This window comes from Colwellia sp. 1_MG-2023, from assembly GCF_030546755.1.
GTDB lineage: Bacteria > Pseudomonadota > Gammaproteobacteria > Enterobacterales > Alteromonadaceae > Thalassotalea_H.
In genome coordinates this window covers 1-16,553 of record NZ_JAUOPE010000017.1, presented here as the reverse complement: position 1 = coordinate 16,553, position 16,553 = coordinate 1, and the positions used below count along the sequence as shown (strand labels likewise).

13 protein-coding genes are annotated in these 16,553 nt (G+C 36.3%); 9 read left to right on the top strand and 4 right to left on the bottom strand.

Translation table 11 applies throughout. The annotated features are described in order from the left end of the window. Nucleotides 1-230: 230 nt before the first annotated feature. Nucleotides 231-1,070: an isopenicillin N synthase family oxygenase gene (locus Q4493_RS16250; RefSeq protein WP_303454888.1), complete on the bottom strand. Its 840-nt coding sequence runs from the start codon at nt 1,068-1,070 to the stop codon at nt 231-233. Nucleotides 1,071-1,225: 155 nt separating this feature from the next. Here Q4493_RS16250 and Q4493_RS16245 point away from each other — a divergent pair, with 155 nt between their 5' ends. From Q4493_RS16245 to dbpA, 3 genes are all read left to right on the top strand, one after another. Next, nucleotides 1,226-1,519: a hypothetical protein gene (locus tag Q4493_RS16245; RefSeq protein WP_303454886.1), complete on the top strand. Its 294-nt coding sequence runs from the start codon at nt 1,226-1,228 to the stop codon at nt 1,517-1,519. 97 nt (nt 1,520-1,616) lie between these two features. After that, nucleotides 1,617-4,187, top strand: coding sequence for an EAL domain-containing protein (locus Q4493_RS16240; RefSeq protein ID WP_303454883.1), 2,571 nt, complete (start codon nt 1,617-1,619; stop codon nt 4,185-4,187). Nucleotides 4,188-4,315: 128 nt separating this feature from the next. Then, nucleotides 4,316-5,704: an ATP-dependent RNA helicase DbpA gene (gene dbpA / locus Q4493_RS16235; RefSeq protein ID WP_303454880.1), complete on the top strand. Its 1,389-nt coding sequence runs from the start codon at nt 4,316-4,318 to the stop codon at nt 5,702-5,704. 45 nt (nt 5,705-5,749) lie between these two features. Here the strand turns inward: dbpA and Q4493_RS16230 are convergent, their stop codons facing one another. Continuing rightward, on the bottom strand, nt 5,750-6,829 hold the full coding sequence (locus Q4493_RS16230; protein ID WP_303454878.1) for a hypothetical protein: 1,080 nt from the start codon (nt 6,827-6,829) through the stop codon (nt 5,750-5,752). A gap of 166 nt (nt 6,830-6,995) precedes the next feature. On the opposite strand from Q4493_RS16230, the gene Q4493_RS16225 reads away from it, so the two are divergent. Next, a complete protein-coding gene (locus Q4493_RS16225; protein WP_303454876.1) occupies nt 6,996-8,777 on the top strand; it encodes an acyl-CoA dehydrogenase C-terminal domain-containing protein in 1,782 nt (593 codons plus the stop codon). A 103-nt stretch (nt 8,778-8,880) separates the two neighbouring features. On the opposite strand, the gene Q4493_RS16220 is transcribed toward Q4493_RS16225, so the two are convergent. Further along, complete coding sequence (locus tag Q4493_RS16220) at nt 8,881-9,609, bottom strand: MipA/OmpV family protein (protein WP_303454874.1); 729 nt, start codon at nt 9,607-9,609, stop codon at nt 8,881-8,883. A 376-nt stretch (nt 9,610-9,985) separates the two neighbouring features. Between Q4493_RS16220 and Q4493_RS16215 the strand changes: the two genes are divergently transcribed. The 3 genes from Q4493_RS16215 to Q4493_RS16205 are packed head-to-tail and all read left to right on the top strand — an operon-like array spanning nt 9,986 to nt 11,210. Continuing rightward, the gene (locus Q4493_RS16215) at nt 9,986-10,675 is read left to right on the top strand and encodes a 1-acylglycerol-3-phosphate O-acyltransferase (protein ID WP_303454872.1); all 690 of its coding nucleotides are present in this window, start codon (nt 9,986-9,988) and stop codon (nt 10,673-10,675) included. Further along, complete coding sequence (gene rraB / locus Q4493_RS16210; RefSeq protein ID WP_303454869.1) at nt 10,672-11,022, top strand: ribonuclease E inhibitor RraB; 351 nt, start codon at nt 10,672-10,674, stop codon at nt 11,020-11,022. Before Q4493_RS16215 ends, rraB begins: the two co-directional genes overlap by 4 nt. 26 nt (nt 11,023-11,048) lie before the next feature. Next, on the top strand, nt 11,049-11,210 hold the full coding sequence (locus Q4493_RS16205) for a hypothetical protein (RefSeq protein ID WP_303454866.1): 162 nt from the start codon (nt 11,049-11,051) through the stop codon (nt 11,208-11,210). 86 nt (nt 11,211-11,296) lie between these two features. On the opposite strand, the gene Q4493_RS16200 is transcribed toward Q4493_RS16205, so the two are convergent. Next, nucleotides 11,297-12,322, bottom strand: coding sequence for a LacI family DNA-binding transcriptional regulator (locus tag Q4493_RS16200; protein ID WP_303454864.1), 1,026 nt, complete (start codon nt 12,320-12,322; stop codon nt 11,297-11,299). Between the two features lie 223 nt (nt 12,323-12,545). Here Q4493_RS16200 and pgi point away from each other — a divergent pair, with 223 nt between their 5' ends. Further along, nucleotides 12,546-14,192 carry a glucose-6-phosphate isomerase gene (gene pgi, locus Q4493_RS16195; protein WP_303454862.1) on the top strand — a complete coding sequence of 549 codons (1,647 nt, stop codon included), beginning with the start codon at nt 12,546-12,548 and terminating at the stop codon, nt 14,190-14,192. Between the two features lie 364 nt (nt 14,193-14,556). Beyond that, nucleotides 14,557-16,553, top strand: a 1,997-nt coding sequence (locus tag Q4493_RS16190) for a TonB-dependent receptor plug domain-containing protein (protein ID WP_303454860.1), incomplete at its 3' end; no start/stop codon positions are given.

Here is a 16,553-nt window from a genome sequence, read left to right as displayed (position 1 = left end):
AAAATACTCTGTCAACTTAGGCTGTATAAATATGAAAAGTTTACGGCCGAAAAAAGGCGCTATGTTAACGTTAATCATAGTTGTGATCATTAAAAATATCTGGAAATTTTCCACTGCTATCAAAGTGATTAAAATATATGAAATTTTTCATGTATTTTAGGGGAAGATAAAGTGTGACTCGTGATGAAAGGGCTATAAGTATAACTCAGTTATAGCCCTGTTTAGTTTACTTACTTAACGCCAAGCTCTTTCAAACGTTCAAGCAAATAGCTTTCTTGGGTATGTCGTTCAGATAAAACAACTTCGTCTCTTGGGTGTAAAAATAATGGAAGAGAGATACGTGATTTTTTTGCATTTTCTCCTGTTGGATTCACCACTCTATGACTGGTCGATGGAAAATATCCCGCTGAAGCTTCTTGTAGCATATCGCCAATATTAATAATGAGATGACCAAAATCAGCAGGTACGTCTATCCAAGTACCATCTTTTTCTTGTACTTGCAGACCCGGCTCGTTTGCTGCAGGCAAAATCGTCAATAAATTAATATCTTCATGGGCTGCTGCTCTAATTGCTCCAGCTTCTTCATCGCCTGTTAATGGTGGATAATGTAATACTCTTAATAAAGTATTTGGCGTGTCTTTAATCATATTTGATAAAGGCTCGGAATAATTTTTAGCTACATCAGCTGGACTATATTTTTCTACCCAATCAAGCAATTCTGCGGCTAAACCTGACGCTTGTTGATAATAATCTGTAATATCTTTTTTTAATGAATCAGGAATGCGGCCCCAAGGATAGATATGAAAATATTCTTTAATATCTTTTTGCTTGTGGCCTTTAGCCGTTTCAGAAATTTCTGGTGCAAAATAACCATCTTGCTTTTCGGGGTCAAATGCATAGTTATGTTTATCTTCTTGGCAAAAAAATTCATACCAATCGTGATAAATGGACTCGACTAATGCTTGTTGTATTGGATGATTGGTGAGTACACCAAATCCAGTTTCTCGTAAGCTTTCAACAAAGCGTTGCCCTGCATCTGCAGAGGTATAGTCTACAACTTGAACCTTCATGAGTCTTTCCTTCATGTGTCTAAATGATATTTTACTAGTATAAAGTAAATCTTGTCTAAATGGTCAAAAAAATAGAGTTTACCTAAATACTATCGATAAAGGCAATCGCTCGCTATAATCAAATCACTTATTCTTAATTAATTGAACTTATTTTTATGAAAATTTCGGCGATTTTTGCAGTAACTGCTGTCAGTGTTTTATCCGCTTGTGCTACACAAGAAAATGCCTGCGAAGATGTCACTTTGGCGTCAGAGCAAATTCAAGAATGTCAGTTATTACAACGAAAAATTACGCAAGCCAAAGGAAAACCATTAATTCGAACCGAATTAGAAAGACGTTATCAGCAAGATTGTATCGATGTGAGATATTATCGGGATGATCATCAACAAGGGATTTGTGGTAATAAAAAAAACCTTGAAGAAATAAAAAAAACAGGCATTAAACAATAAATGTTAAATCCTTGTTATAAAGGTTAGATTGCGCTGGAAATTTGTAGAATTTGCAGTCATTATGCAATGACTTTAATTAAGGAAACTTTAAAAAAGTATGACGAAAGATATAACTAATTATATGAATTCATTATCAAAAGAAGATGAAGATTTAGCGAAAGAATCTATTCTTTTATTGAATAAATATCGTAAATTAGAAGAACGTTATACGGCTTTATTTACCTTAAATCAGCTTTCAAATGACTGTGCAAATTTAAATACTTTTTATCGTCAAGTACACCATGCAATTGCTTCCATCATGGATGCAAAAAACTTTTATATCGTTCTATACGATCAAGTTTTCGCTACCTTAGAGTTTGTTTACCATGTCGATGAAAAAGATAATACTCCCCCAGGTTGTGTTGATTATGATGAGTTAAAAGGTTCTATGACTTGTCATGTTATTGAAACGAGTAAGCCTCTATTAGCGACACCTAAAGTAGTTAAGCAGCTTCAATCTCAAGGGAAGATTAAAGACATGGGGACTATCGGTATCGATTGGTTGGGGGTACCGTTAATGAGTGGTGGTATGGTCATGGGAGTGATGGCCGTGCAAAGTTATAGCGACTCTACTCGTTATCAAGAAAATGACTTAGATATGCTAACGTTTACCGGGCAGCATATTGTATCAGCGATGGAACGTTTACAAGATAGAGAACGGTTACAGAAAGCGGTAGATGCTCGAACGAAAGAACTGATGAGTCAAATTCGTGAACGAGAAAAGTCAGAACTATTGCAAGAATCTTTATTTCGAATTTCTGAACTAACCAATGATTCAACGATTGATATCGACAAATTTTATGACATGGTTCATAACATTGTTGGACAACTGATCAATGCTGAAAACTTTTATATTGCTAAATACAATAAAAATAAAGACTTATTATCTTTTGTTTATTATTCCGAGCAAGATGAAGGCTCAGATGATATCTCGCGAAAATTTGAACCAAGAAAATTCTCTAAAGGCTATACAGAGCTTGTTATTCAAAAAGGAAAAACCGTCTTACTTAATCTTGATGATATGCTTGCTTTAAATAAAGAAGGCAAGACAATCAAGCCTGATGGGAAAACTAAGTCATGGTTAGGCGTACCTTTGATACAGTCTAACGAAGTCATTGGTGCTATGGTTATTCAAAGTTATCAATCCAATGTGCTTTATTCAGAGCAAGACGCTGAACTGTTAAATTTTGTTTCGCAACATGTCTCAACTGCTATTAAGCGTCGAGAATTAGCTGAATTTGAACGAAAAACTCAAGAATTATTGGAGCAACAAGTAAAATTAAGAACTGCCGAACTTGAGGAGGAAATTAAGCAACGCGAACAAATGGAACAACAACTTAAATATACCGCGTCGCACGATAGTTTAACTGGCTTACCTAATCGCACTGTTTTTCTTGATTTACTGAACCATGCTATTGCTTGTAATAAACGTCGTCCTGAGTTTCAGTTTGCCGTGCTTTTTCTCGATTTAGATCGATTCAAAGTCGTCAACGATAGTTTAGGACATCATGCAGGTGATATTTTATTAAAAAAAATAGCCAATGAATTGTCTACCATCGTTAGAAATAAAGACACGGTTGCTCGTTTAGGTGGAGATGAGTTTGTCATTTTAATTGAAGATTTAGATACGCCGAAAGAAGCGTATGATGTAGCACAGCGGATCACTGAGCTATTATCTGCGCCATTTATCATCTTAGAGCAACCGGTATTTATTGGCACCAGTATTGGCGTGTTATTTAATGATACTCGTTATGACAGTGCTGAAATCATGCTACGCGATGCCGATACTGCCATGTATCACGCAAAAGATATGGGTAAAGGACGTTATGAAGTCTTTGATTCAAGTATGCATAAAAAAGTACAAAATGCTTTATTGCTTGAAGCGGATATTCGCGAAGCCATTCAACAAAAAGAGTTTGTACCCTTCTTCCAACCTATAGTGCGATTAAGTGATAATGAAATTGTTGGCTTTGAAGCGTTAGCCCGTTGGAAAAGTGAAAAACGTGGTTTTGTATATCCGAATGATTTTATCCCTCTTGCTGAGGAAACTAAACTCGTTTTAGATATTGATTTTCTTATTTTAGAAAAATCATGTCGACAATTAAAAAATTGGCACGTTGAATTTAATCGTGATGATTTATACGTGAGTTGTAATTTATATTGTGAACACTTTTTTAGTCCTAACTTATCTAAAGATATTGCTACCATTATTAAAAGAGTAGGGCTAAATGCTCGCCATTTAAGAATAGAGTTAACAGAACGCGCCTTGTTAGAAAATAGTGATATAGTTTTAGAAAATATGATGGCGCTTAAAAAAATGGGCGTTAAAATTTTACTTGATGATTTTGGTACAGGGTATTCGAGTTTAAGCTACCTTCACCGTTTTCCTATTGATGTTTTGAAAATAGACCGATCTTTTATTAATAACGTTCATGAGTACAATAATCACCAAGCTATTATTAAGACGATTATTGATCTCGCGACCAATTTGCAAATGGCTACCGTTGGTGAAGGTATTGAAAATCTAGCGGATGCAGAGTTATTGACTCAAATGGATTGTATCTATGGTCAAGGTTATTATTTTTACAAGCCGATGCCGCCTCATGAAATGAGTGAATATTTGGCTTAACTTTACTTAATTAAGCGATATTGGCGTAATAATTTTCCATTTTTTCACAATAACAGTAGAAATCTAGTTCTTAAAAGGGACTCCTTGCTATACTTAACGCCTCATTTATTTATTACAGATCTTTTATTTTGACCAATCTTGCTTTCTCGAACACTGCTTTATCACCTGAATTGATTAAAAACCTTGCTACCTTAGGCTATCAGGAGATGACTCCAATTCAAGCACAAAGTTTACCGGCCATTATTTCGGGTAAAGATGTTATTGCTCAAGGTAAAACTGGCTCAGGGAAAACAGCAGCTTTTGGTTTAGGTTTATTACATCATTTAAATGTGAAACGATTTCGCGTACAAGCGATGGTGCTTTGTCCTACCAGAGAGTTAGCGGATCAAGTGGCAAAAGAAATTAGAAAACTCGCTAGATCTATTCATAATATTAAAGTGTTGACCTTATGTGGTGGCACGCCTACCGGGCCTCAAATAGGATCTCTAGAACATGGTGCACATATTATTGTTGGAACACCTGGTCGCATTGAAGATCATTTACGAAAAGGTCGGTTAAATTTAGAAGAATTAAAAACGTTAGTATTAGATGAAGCCGACCGAATGTTAGAAATGGGCTTTCAAGATGCATTAGAACTGATTTTCTCTTTATGTCCCACGCAACGACAAAACTTACTATTTAGTGCTACTTTTCCAAAGCAAATCAAACCAATCACCGAACATATTATGAAAGATCCACTTATGGTTAAAGTGGAATCTAAACACGAGCACTCTTCAATTAGCCAATTTTTTTATCAGGTTGATAATGACGAGATGCGTATTGCTGGCGTGCAAAAATTGTTGATGGTTAATCAACCTGAATCAGCGGTGGTTTTTTGTAATACCAAAATAGAAACACAGGAATTAGCTAAGGCATTGAAAGATTATGGCTTTAGTTGTGCAGCTCTCAATGGCGATTTAGAACAAAGAGATAGAGATCAAACCTTGATTTGTTTTGCTAATAAAAGCGTTCATGTTTTAGTGGCAACCGACGTAGCTGCTCGTGGCTTAGACGTTGAAAACTTAGATATGGTGATCAATTATCAATTAGCGCACGATCCTGAAATTCATGTCCACCGAATTGGCCGTACCGGTCGCGCAGGAGGAAAAGGTTTAGCCTGCACTTTGATGAGCCATAAAGAAGCGCATAAAGCGATTAAATTGGAAGAGTATTTAGGTATTTCGATAGAGCCTGAAGAGTTATCTGAATTGGTGATTGAAAATACCCAAATTAATCAAGCAAAGATGGTGACTTTACATATCGATGGTGGGAAAAAACAAAAATTACGTCCAGGTGATATTCTTGGTGCTTTAACAAGTAATAAAGCCATTCGTGGTGAGCAAATTGGTAAAATTCAAATTTCTGCAATTGCTGCATTTGTCGCTGTAAATCGTGATATTGCTGATCTAGCTGTTAAAACAATTGCGAATGGAAAATTAAAAGGTAAGAAATTTCGTGTCAGAAAATTAGTTTTATAACGGGGGATTTTTTAGCGAAATTTTTTAGCGAAATAATACGGAGAGTTAAAAAGCTAAGTTTTGACTCTCATCCTCTTCTTGATCAATTATTTCATCTTCATCCTGATCAAAGTCGGGCTCATTTTCTTCAGATTTTATCGTGTCGTGAAAAGTTTCTAAGCTATAATGTCCGCTATATATTGCTTGCTCTGATTCTTCGGAAATTTTTCCCAACGCAAGGACGGCAGGTCCTGTCGGCTCAGCTAATACGTAGGTGATGCCGTTATGCTCTACAGTAATATCATCGTCTTTTGGTGCGACTTTGATACCAATAAAGGCATGATTTTCAATGTAAATAAGCGCCAACTTTATTCTTGGCATTAATACTCTTAACAAGGTTGCTGTCAGCGTGACTTTACTGTCACAGTCTCCTTGGTTCTCCCATAATAATTTAAGAGGAGGGCTAAAGCCTGCACCTGAAGAGGTGATTCTTGATTCTAGTGTGGAATATGGAATATTTTGTACAAAACCTAAAACATAATTTGAAACCTTACGAATGTTTTTAATTGAAGATTTTTCTAAAATAATGGTTTTTAGGGATTTCAGATCTGGCACTGACTCTAAAGCAATTCTACCATGATCGGGCTTAATCGCATTAGTTTGGCTGGGGGTAACAAACTGATGATAGTATTTTTTAGTTAAATACTCTTGGTTAAATGTTTGTTCAAGTTGGCTGATTTTTTTGGCGGTATTTTGTAATAATTGCTCATCTGTACTTTTCAACTCTGCTTGAAAAATGCCATTTTCTTCATTAAAAACAATTTGTACTCCTTGAACTGGTGCTTTTTTGAAATGTTTTTTCAATGACTTATTAACATATTCCTGAGCCAGCTTCGTTTGGTAAATTGAAAAATCTCGATAACGATCAAATATTTCTTGTTTTGGTAGGGAAAAACTAATTGATTGTTGCTCGTTTTTATAATCAAACCATTGATAACTAAAATGAAATTTAGAATCAATCAGCTGTTTCGAAAAATGGCTTTGCTCAGCAACAGAAAGTGCACTATATGAAAATAATGCAAAAACAAAACAGAATGCTTTTGTCGCTTCTATAATAGATGAACGGAACAAAGTCTTTTTAATCATGAATTAATAATAGTTGCTTTACATGGCAATTTCGAATAATCACTTACTTTATTCAACCTAGCGATGAAGGACAAGTAATTTACCTCGAAAGGCTTTACATTTACTGAAATTACGCTATATTCAAACGATTGTTTGAAATGTGCGTTTTAATTTTAAGGTGAAAGACATGGCTGATTACCAAGCTCCGATAAAAGATATGAATTACCTGCTTTATGATGTTTTTAAAAATGATCAATTGTGGGCAAGCTTGCCAAATTTAGCAGATCACGTTGACCGTGATACCTCTGAAGCAATTTTATCAGAATGTGCAAAAATAGCAGAACAGGTTATTGCTCCCTTATCAAGAGAAGGTGATGAAGTAGGAGTGAGCTTTGACAATGGGCGTGTCACCACTGCTCCTGGTTATCAAGCGGCTTTTAAAACTTATGCCGAAGGTGGTTGGACAGCGTTAGGTGGTGACGTTAATTACGGCGGCATGGGAATGCCTAAAGTGATCACTTCTTTACATGAAGAAATGCTCTGTTCAGCAGATATTTCATTTTCATTATATCCTGGCTTAACTGCTGGTGCGGGTTTATCTCTTGCGAAACATGCGAGTGAAGAAATTAAACAGCGATATTTAACACGTATGTATAGCGGCGAATGGTCAGCTACTATGTGTTTAACAGAGTCTCATGCCGGCACAGATTTAGGCATGATCCGTACTAAAGCAATCCCTCAAGAAGACGGTAGCTACAAAATTACGGGTAATAAAATATTTATTACCGCAGGTGAACATGATTTAACTGAAAATATTATCCATTTAGTGTTAGCTAAATTACCCGATGCACCAGCAGGACCAAAAGGAATATCACTTTTTGTCGTGCCTAAGTTTTTAGTGAATGATGACGAGACAATTGGCGAGGCTAATCAAGTATCTTGTGGTTCAATAGAGCATAAAATGGGGATTCATGCATCAGCCACTTGTGTGATGAATTTTGATGATGCCAAAGGTTATTTAGTGGGGGAATTAAACAAAGGTTTAGCCTGTATGTTCACTATGATGAACTTTGAACGTATAGGTGTGGGGATTCAAGGTTTAGGTGCTGGTGAGCGCTCTTATCAAAATGCGCTTGAATACGCGAAAGATCGTGTGCAAAGCCGATCGCTTTCAGGTGTGAAGTCGCCAGAAAAATCAGCCGATTCGATTATGGTTCATGGCGATGTTCGTCGTATGTTATTAAATATGAAAGCATTAAATGAAGGCTCTAGAGCATTATCATTATATATCGCGATGCAGTTAGATATTGCTACATACGGTGAAGGTGATGCGCAAATTAAAGCAGAGAAATTAACCGCTTTGATGACTCCTCTCGCAAAAGCCTTTTTTACTGATCTTGGTTTAGAAAATGCCGTGGCAGGCCAGCAAGTATTTGGCGGTCATGGATTTATTCGTGAATGGGGCCAAGAACAATTGGTTCGTGATGTTCGTATCGCGCAAATATACGAAGGAACAAATGGTATTCAAGCCATGGACTTATTGGCACGTAAAATTGCCGGAAGTAAAGGCGAGTTTATGCAAATTTTCATCGATGATGCTAAAGCATATATTCATGAAACAACTGCTGAAAACATGCAAGAATTTATCGCTCCTCTTACAGAGGCGGTAAATGATCTTCAAAAAACAACGTCAAATATTTTAACGGCAGCCGGTAGAAATATTGAAGAATTAGGCACGTCCGCAAATGACTTTTTACATATCTTTGGCTATACAGCAATGGCGCTTGTTTGGGCAAAAATGGCAGAAGTGTCATTAGCCAAAGTTAAAGAAGATGCCGCGTTTCATCAAAGTAAACTACTTACTGCAAGGTATTATTTTGCGAAACTATTACCACGTAGGTTGTCATTAATGGCAGCTATTAACGCCGGTGCTGAACCATTATTTAATATTTCAGATGATTTATTTTAACGGTATCAAGTCTGTAAATTGAAACTAGCTCTATTTTATAAAAAAAACGCTCAACTTTAATCGTTGAGCGTTTTTTATTATTTAGCAGTGAGTAACAAACTGCTTAAAAAGCGTAGCTAGTACCAATTAATGCCATATGAAGATTGTTATCTTCAATTAAAGGGCTGCTTTCAATTTTGTTATCAAGTGTGGTTGAACTTAACATGCCAAGCACTTTCCACCGTTTATTAATAGAATACGTACTCACTATGCCTAGTGTCGTGTTGGTTGCATGTAGCTCTTCAAAAACAGAAACATTATTTGATAAGACATCTGAGCCAAAATAGCTTTGTACATTATTTTCATCGAGTGCTTCAACTTTTGCCGTTAATGAAACATTAAACCTTTGAGTGTCATACAAACTATAAGCACCTTGAAGGTAAATTTTACCGCTTGAAAGTAAGTTATTTGAGTTTGAAATCACGCCCGTTTCAGCACTAAATCGTCCATTACTATAGGCTAGATTTAAGCCACTAGTGTTGGTATTAGTAGATGATTTTGTAACTGAAGAAAGCCGATAAATACTGTTCTCGTTATTGCTTTTCAACCAATTACTATCTTGCTGGGTGAATGAAATATGGTGATTTAATACGGATTGCTCTGGAAGAATCAGTCCTAGAGATTCAGCACTATTATCGGTAAGGTATTTCGGAATATCGAGTGCATCTAACCCCCATTGAGCAGAAAAGCTTTTGTTTGGATTTTCAGGCAGCTCATTATTAAACGCTACCTTTGCTGAAGCGAATAGATGCGGACTGACTAATATAATCATCAAGACAAATATGTGTTTCATTAATGCTTTCCTTATTATTTTCAAAGCCAATAAATCTTATAAATAGTTAATTTTATTATTATTAATTCATAATTTTAAGGTGAGTGTTAAACCTAAAATTACATTATTTACACTGATTAATTGCTTCAAGTTAACTATAGACCCTGATAAGAAAAAAATAACTATGTTTAAGGTGATTTTTATAAGGCATTGTTTTTAAAATAAACTTTATCTTCTAATGTATAAGTGGAGATTGTTATTTTAAATGGAAGCTTCAATGTATACCTGTTAAATCAGTAATATTGAAAACTCGATTTTCGCAGAAAGATTAGTGTATACTCGCGTTTCTTTAAAAAAGTAGGATGTTAAGTTGCTAGCTTTTATTCGGGTCATTTTAATGACAGCCACTTTAGTCATTATTTGTATTTTTTCTTGTCTATATTGTTTACTGAGACCCTTTCACCGAAATAATGTTTATTATACGGCAAAAGTTTTAGGAAAAGTGACTAAGATCTTCGGCTTGGACGTTGAAGTTCGAGTGCCAGAATCAGTGAAAAATATTTCCCCTGCGGTATACATTTGTAATCACCAAAATAGCTATGATATTTTTACTGCTGCAAATGCTGTACTGCCAAATACCGTTAGTGTTGGCAAAAAAAGTTTAAAATGGATCCCTTTTTTCGGGCAGATGTATTGGTTAACTGGCAATATTCTAATCGATAGAAAAAATACCAACAAAGCCATAAATACCATTGCATTGACAGCTAAAAAAATTCGAGATAAAAATATTTCAGTGTGGTTATTTCCTGAAGGAACTCGTAGTAACGGCAAAGGTATCTTACCGTTTAAAACAGGGGCTTTTAGAACGGCGATGCAGGCAGAAGTGCCAATTATTCCTATCTGTGTTAGTAATATGCATAAAAAAGTGAATTTAAATCGTTGGGATAACGGTAAAATTATTATCGAGTATATGGAACCTATTTCATTGAAAAATATTACTAAAGATAATGTTAGGGCAATTACCAACACGACCCGTGATAACATGAAGGCTCACTTTGAGCGATTAAATATAGAGGCTGAACAATGATAGATGAATCACTACAACAATGGTTTGAGCATACAGAATCACTTGTTTCTGCTTTAATAGAAGACGGTAGTAATGAAGAAGTTCATCATACAATAGAGCATCACTTTTCTTCGGCTGACTTTGAGCAATTAGAAAAAGCGGCTGTTTCTGCCTTTAAAATGGGCTTTGAAATTGAAGAACCTGAAGAAGCTGAATTAGAAGATGGTTCTAAGGTTTTTGCGTTTGATATCATCACTGAGCAGCCACTTGACGAAGATATTTTAAAAGATGAAGCAAAGTCGATGTTTGAATTGGCTAAACAATGCAAAGTTGATTATGATGGTTGGGGAACCTATTTCGAAGAATAATAAAATTAAATAAAAAGGAGTTTAGTATGGAGTGGTTAGAGCAATTATTAAAAGCTGAAACATTATCACTTTTAATACCTATTGTGGCGATTGTGGGTGCTTTCGCTGTTGCGGCACTTAAAGCCCACCATAGACATCAAGAAAGAATTGAAAAAATTAAACAGGGCTATGATCCTGATAATCTTTAAATCATCTTATTTAACTTATACATACAATTAAAAAGTGAAGTTTAGCTTCACTTTTTTATGTCATTGAATTCTTAAAAGATAGCGTATTACTGTTCTTTAACTTTTTGACTGGTGGAGTCGCGAACGACAAGTTGCGGCGTATATTCAGTGGTAATATTATTGGGTGCTTGCTTTCTTGCTTTCGCAATTAATAAATTGGCGGCACCTTCAGCAATTTTCGGATTTGGTTGGTTTGCTGTTGTTAAACGAGGCCATGTTTGGCGAGAAAATGGGCTGTTCTCAAATCCTGTTATTGAAAGCTGCTCTGGTACTGAAACACCCATCAACCTTGAAGCGAATAAAGCACCCGCAGCAATTTCATCGTTACAAGAAAAAATTGCTGTTGGTCGAACTTCACCAGACATGAGTTGTTTCGCACCTTGAACACCTGATTCAAAAGAATATTCGCCATCAATAATCAAACGTTGGTCAATTTCAAGATGATTATCTTTTAATGCTTGTTTGTAACCACGTAATCGTTCAACGGTTGACATATGTTCTGATTGCCCAGCAATAAAACCTATGCTGGTATGTCCTAAATCAATTAAATGCTGAGTAATACTCATTGAAGCTTGGTGATCGTTAACCATAATACAAGGTGCAAGATCGTCAGGAGCATTATCTCCAGACATAATACGTACAACATCTACTTCTAAAGCTAAAATATGCTTCACAAACTCAGGCATTTCGGAAAAAGGAGGGGTAAGTACCAAGCCTGCGATTCTCGAATGTTTTACCATATTGGTTATTTCGTCGAGAATTCCCTCAGAATTTGAATTACAAGGGTGAATTAACAACTCGAAGCCTTGTTTTTTACAGGCGGATAAAATACCGTTTTGCATATCAATGACATAATAGGCATTTGGGTTATCATAAATAAACGCTATGCTATAAGCTTTTGTTCCGGCTAAGTTTCTCGCGGCCAAATTGGGTTTATAATTTAATTCCTTGACGGCTTCCATAACTTTGTCGCGGGTAGGTTGGCGAACAGAGGGCTCGTTGTTCATAACACGAGACACTGTTTTTATCGAAACGCCCGCCTGTTTGGCTACGTCGTTAATTGTCGCTTTCATCTATCCTTACAGCCTTAAATTATAATATTTATTTTGATAGTATTTTTATTATGGAGGGTAGAATATTGCTTTATTGTATAAGCAGCAAGCTTTTATCATAAGCTTAGCTAAAGTTACATGTTAAAGTGTTAAATCGTCTTTAATCATATTTATGAATTGACAGCGCTGTCATTTTTAAATATGGTTACCTCATCAGATAATAAACTATGCATTAGGAAGAGTTATGTCAAGTCGCCAATCTTTAAATAGTTGGAAAAAATTAAGCCAATTGGCATTAAACAAAAAATCTCAACATATGAATGACTTATTTGCGCAAGATAAAGATCGCTTCAATAAGTTTTCAATCGAGCTACCTAAAATGCTTTTAGATTATTCTAAAAACTTAATTGATAGTGAAACTATGTCAACGCTATTTGAATTGGCAAATGAATGCCAAGTTGTTGAGTGGCGTACTAAAATGTTTGCTGGCGAAAAAATTAACAAAACTGAAGACCGAGCTGTATTACATACTGCTTTGCGTCGCAATAGCACTGAACCTTTAATTGTTGACGGCGATAATGTAACGCAAAGCGTGCAAGCGCAGTTAACCAAAATGGAAGGGTTTGTTAATCGAGTCAGAGAAGGTAAGTGGAAAGGTTATTCTGGAAAGCGCATCACAGATATTGTCAATATTGGTGTAGGTGGTTCTAATCTTGGTCCGCAAATGGTAACAGAAGCGTTAAAGCACTATAGCGACCATAGCGTTAATGTTCATTATGTCTCGAATGTTGATGGTGCTCAAATTGTTGAAATTCTTCGTCCATTAGACCCAGAAAAAGTACTATTTATTGTTTCCAGTAAAACATTTACCACAACTGAAACCATGACTAATGCCAAAACAGCAATTAAATGGTTAACCGCTTCTTCTTTTGATGAAAGAGCCGTTGGTAAGCATTTTGTTGCGGTTACGGCAAATAAAGAAAATGCCATGTCATTTGGTATTGAAGAAGATAATATTTTTGGTATGTGGGACTGGGTTGGCGGTCGTTTCTCTCTGTGGTCAGCTATTGGCTTAGCAATCGCGTTAGATTTAGGTTTTGATAAATTCAAAGCGTTATTAGCGGGTGCTGATGAAATGGATCAACATTTTGTTAATGCGCCTTTAGAGCAAAACCTACCTGTAGTGATGGCACTATTAAGTGTTTGGAATACCACATTCTTAGGTTCTAAATCACAAGCTATTCTTCCTTATGATCAAACCTTACATATGCTCGCTGCATATTTACAACAAGCAGAAATGGAAAGTAATGGTAAGTCAGTTTCATGGGATGGTGATGAAGTTGATTACGCGACAGTTCCTTCAATTTGGGGCGAATTAGGTATTAATGGTCAGCATGCTTTTTATCAATACCTACATCAAAGTAACAATGTTGTTCCTGCAGACTTTATTGGGTCAGTTGAAAGTGTGACACCTGTGCAAGGACATCATGAAACGTTAATGTCTAACTTTTTCGCTCAAACTCAAGCATTAATGACTGGCGTGAACGAAGAACAAGTGCGTGCTGATCTAAAAGCGAAAGGTCGAACAGCTGAATATATAGATAAGGTTGCGCCTCATAAAGTTCATAAAGGTAATAGACCAACCAATACCATATTATTAAAACGTATTGATCCTGAAACCTTAGGAAGCCTTATTGCAGCCTACGAACATAAAATATTTGTTCAAGGTATCGTTTTACAAATTTGCTCCTTTGATCAATGGGGAGTTGAGTTAGGCAAAGGGTTAGCAGAAAGCATTCAAGTAGAGTTAGAAGGTGATAGTATTTCTGATAAGCATGATTGCTCGACTGAAAACTTAATTAACTTTTACAAGCAAGCTAAGAAAAAATAACGTTAACGGTTATTTTTTAAAAAGGAATGTTCTCTATGAACATTCCTTTTTTTATGCGTGAAATTGTATTTTTATTCAGAAAAAATTGGTAATTATCCTATTATTAGTAAAAACATCAGAAAATGTGATGATTTTTTCATGTGAAAATAATTTTTTATTAAAAATAAAATTCTTATTTAATAAGTGGTTATAGAAAATATTAGATTAAATCGTGATCAAGTATAGCCATGGAAAGAATTTTTGTGTATGGTTTTATCTAACCTATGACAACGCTGTCATGAAGCAAAAAAGACAGCGCTGTCGTTAATTAAGGTTCTATTAAAATAATTAACATATTTATAAAAACGTGTGTAAGGGAAAGTCGATGTCATCTAAAACATTTAAGAAAGGCGTATTAGCAAGCTCTATCGCTATGATCATTGCAGGTGGTGCTACACCATTAGCAATGGCAGCTGAAGGCGCTGAAAAAGAAATTGAAGTTATTGAAGTTACGGGTATCCGTGGTTCAACAAAAGCAAGCATCAATGGTAAACGTTTTGCTAACTCTCAAGTAGACGGTATAGCTGCTGAAGATATTGGTAAATTACCCGATGTAACTATTACTGATTCACTACAACGTATTTCTGGTGTACAGATTGAACGTGTTGCTGGTGAAGGTGGACCTGTACAAATTCGTGGCCTACCTCAAGTAGATACAACCATGAATGGTGAAACATTCTTATCAGCAACAACAATTGATAGTTCAGGTGCTGATTTAGGTGATTTACCTGCACAATTATTTGGTGGTGTTGATGTATATAAATCAGCAACAGCGTCAAATACTGCACAAGGTATTGCCGGTTCTATTGATCTTAAAACGCGTCGTCCATTTGATATGGATGAAGGTTGGACATTTGCTGGTGGTGTAGAAGCTACTCGCGGTTCAATTACAGAAGAAACAGATCCAACGTTACATGGCTTAGCGTCATACAATAACGGTAAAATTGGTGTATTACTTTCTGCTGTGACTCAAGAAGCAACTTTAGCAACTGACTACAACGGCCATAACGATACATCTGAAAATGGTGGTTTAGGTTGGACTTCAAATAACCATGCGTGGAGTGAACCAGCAGAAGGTGGTGATGTTTATAATATCGTTCCACACGGTTTTACTGCATTTAATAAAACAGAAGAGCGTGAGCGTGATGCATTGCAACTTTCTGTTCAAGCTGACTTAGGCGATGGTTTTGTTTTAACTGCTGACTATTTTTACACAGCACAAGACCGATTCAATGCGCGTTCTGGTTTTAACAACAACAACCGCTGGCAGACATTTGCTCAATACGCTTTTGCAACAAACAGTACAGGTGATACTTTTACTGATGAGGCAGGTAATCCTTGGCAAGCAGTAGATGCATATAAAATGCGTCCTTACCGTTTACAAACATTCACTCAAGCTAACGTAAATGAAGAAAAATCACAAAACTTCAACTTACAGTTAGACTTCGATAATGGTGGCAACTTAACTGGTACTGTTCGTGCAACTCATGCGCGTGCCACAGCTAAAATGCGTCATGCATACGGTGAAGGTGATATCATGAGTATCGACAGTGGTGCATTAGTTTTAGGCCCTGGTGGTCTTAACCCAGCACAATACTGTACAAATGGCGAAGAAATCATCGGCTCTGAAGGTGGTTGTAACGCACAATACTCTACAGGTATTCAAGACAGCGATTTCTTCTTAACACATGACGCAAGTGGTGAATTCCCAGTATTTGGTGGTTTCGATCAACAAGTCATGGGTGGCAAGGGCATGATGTCAGTAGCTGACTACATGGCCGATCTTGATTCATACCACATTGGTGCATTCTCATCTGAAGGTAATACAGATGATGAAGGTGAATTATCGACATTCAGTACTAAGTGGAACTATGCTTTAGACGATCATGATTTCATCACCAGTGTTGATTTCGGTGTTCGTTTTAGTCAACGTAAAGTAGATCATGACCAATTTACATACACATCTGATTTCGGTAACGGTTGTGATATCGCACAGTGGAAAGCGGTAGATCAGCAATACGGTGCAGATTGTGAAGGTCAAGCAGGTACAGGTGAATATGTAGATGGCGTTTGGACACCATACACATTATTAGCACCAACAGCACTTGATCAATACACAACGGTTTCTTGGCAAACAGATTTTGGTAACGTACAAGGTATCCCTGGTATTTGGGTAATTGACCCAAGCAACTTCCGTGATCCTAAGCAGTTCCATAAAGATACGTTTGGAAATGTTGCGCGTACCGAAAATGGTGGTGCTACGTATGATGTTGGTTTAGATGAAATTTCTTATTTCACACAAGTTAACTTCGAATATGAAGC

Excerpts from the sequence above, each read along its gene's own strand:
- Q4493_RS16250 (WP_303454888.1), bottom strand. The coding sequence starts at position 1,070 with ATGAAGGTTCAAGTTGTAGACTATACCTCTGCAGATGCAGGGCAACGC.
- Q4493_RS16245 (WP_303454886.1), top strand. The coding sequence starts at position 1,226 with ATGAAAATTTCGGCGATTTTTGCAGTAACTGCTGTCAGTGTTTTATCC.
- Q4493_RS16240 (WP_303454883.1), top strand. The coding sequence starts at position 1,617 with ATGACGAAAGATATAACTAATTATATGAATTCATTATCAAAAGAAGAT.
- Q4493_RS16230 (WP_303454878.1), bottom strand. The coding sequence starts at position 6,829 with ATGATTAAAAAGACTTTGTTCCGTTCATCTATTATAGAAGCGACAAAA.
- Q4493_RS16225 (WP_303454876.1), top strand. The coding sequence starts at position 6,996 with ATGGCTGATTACCAAGCTCCGATAAAAGATATGAATTACCTGCTTTAT.
- Q4493_RS16220 (WP_303454874.1), bottom strand. The coding sequence starts at position 9,609 with ATGAAACACATATTTGTCTTGATGATTATATTAGTCAGTCCGCATCTA.
- Q4493_RS16215 (WP_303454872.1), top strand. The coding sequence starts at position 9,986 with ATGACAGCCACTTTAGTCATTATTTGTATTTTTTCTTGTCTATATTGT.
- rraB (WP_303454869.1), top strand. The coding sequence starts at position 10,672 with ATGATAGATGAATCACTACAACAATGGTTTGAGCATACAGAATCACTT.
- Q4493_RS16205 (WP_303454866.1), top strand. The coding sequence starts at position 11,049 with ATGGAGTGGTTAGAGCAATTATTAAAAGCTGAAACATTATCACTTTTA.
- Q4493_RS16200 (WP_303454864.1), bottom strand. The coding sequence starts at position 12,322 with ATGAAAGCGACAATTAACGACGTAGCCAAACAGGCGGGCGTTTCGATA.
- pgi (WP_303454862.1), top strand. The coding sequence starts at position 12,546 with ATGTCAAGTCGCCAATCTTTAAATAGTTGGAAAAAATTAAGCCAATTG.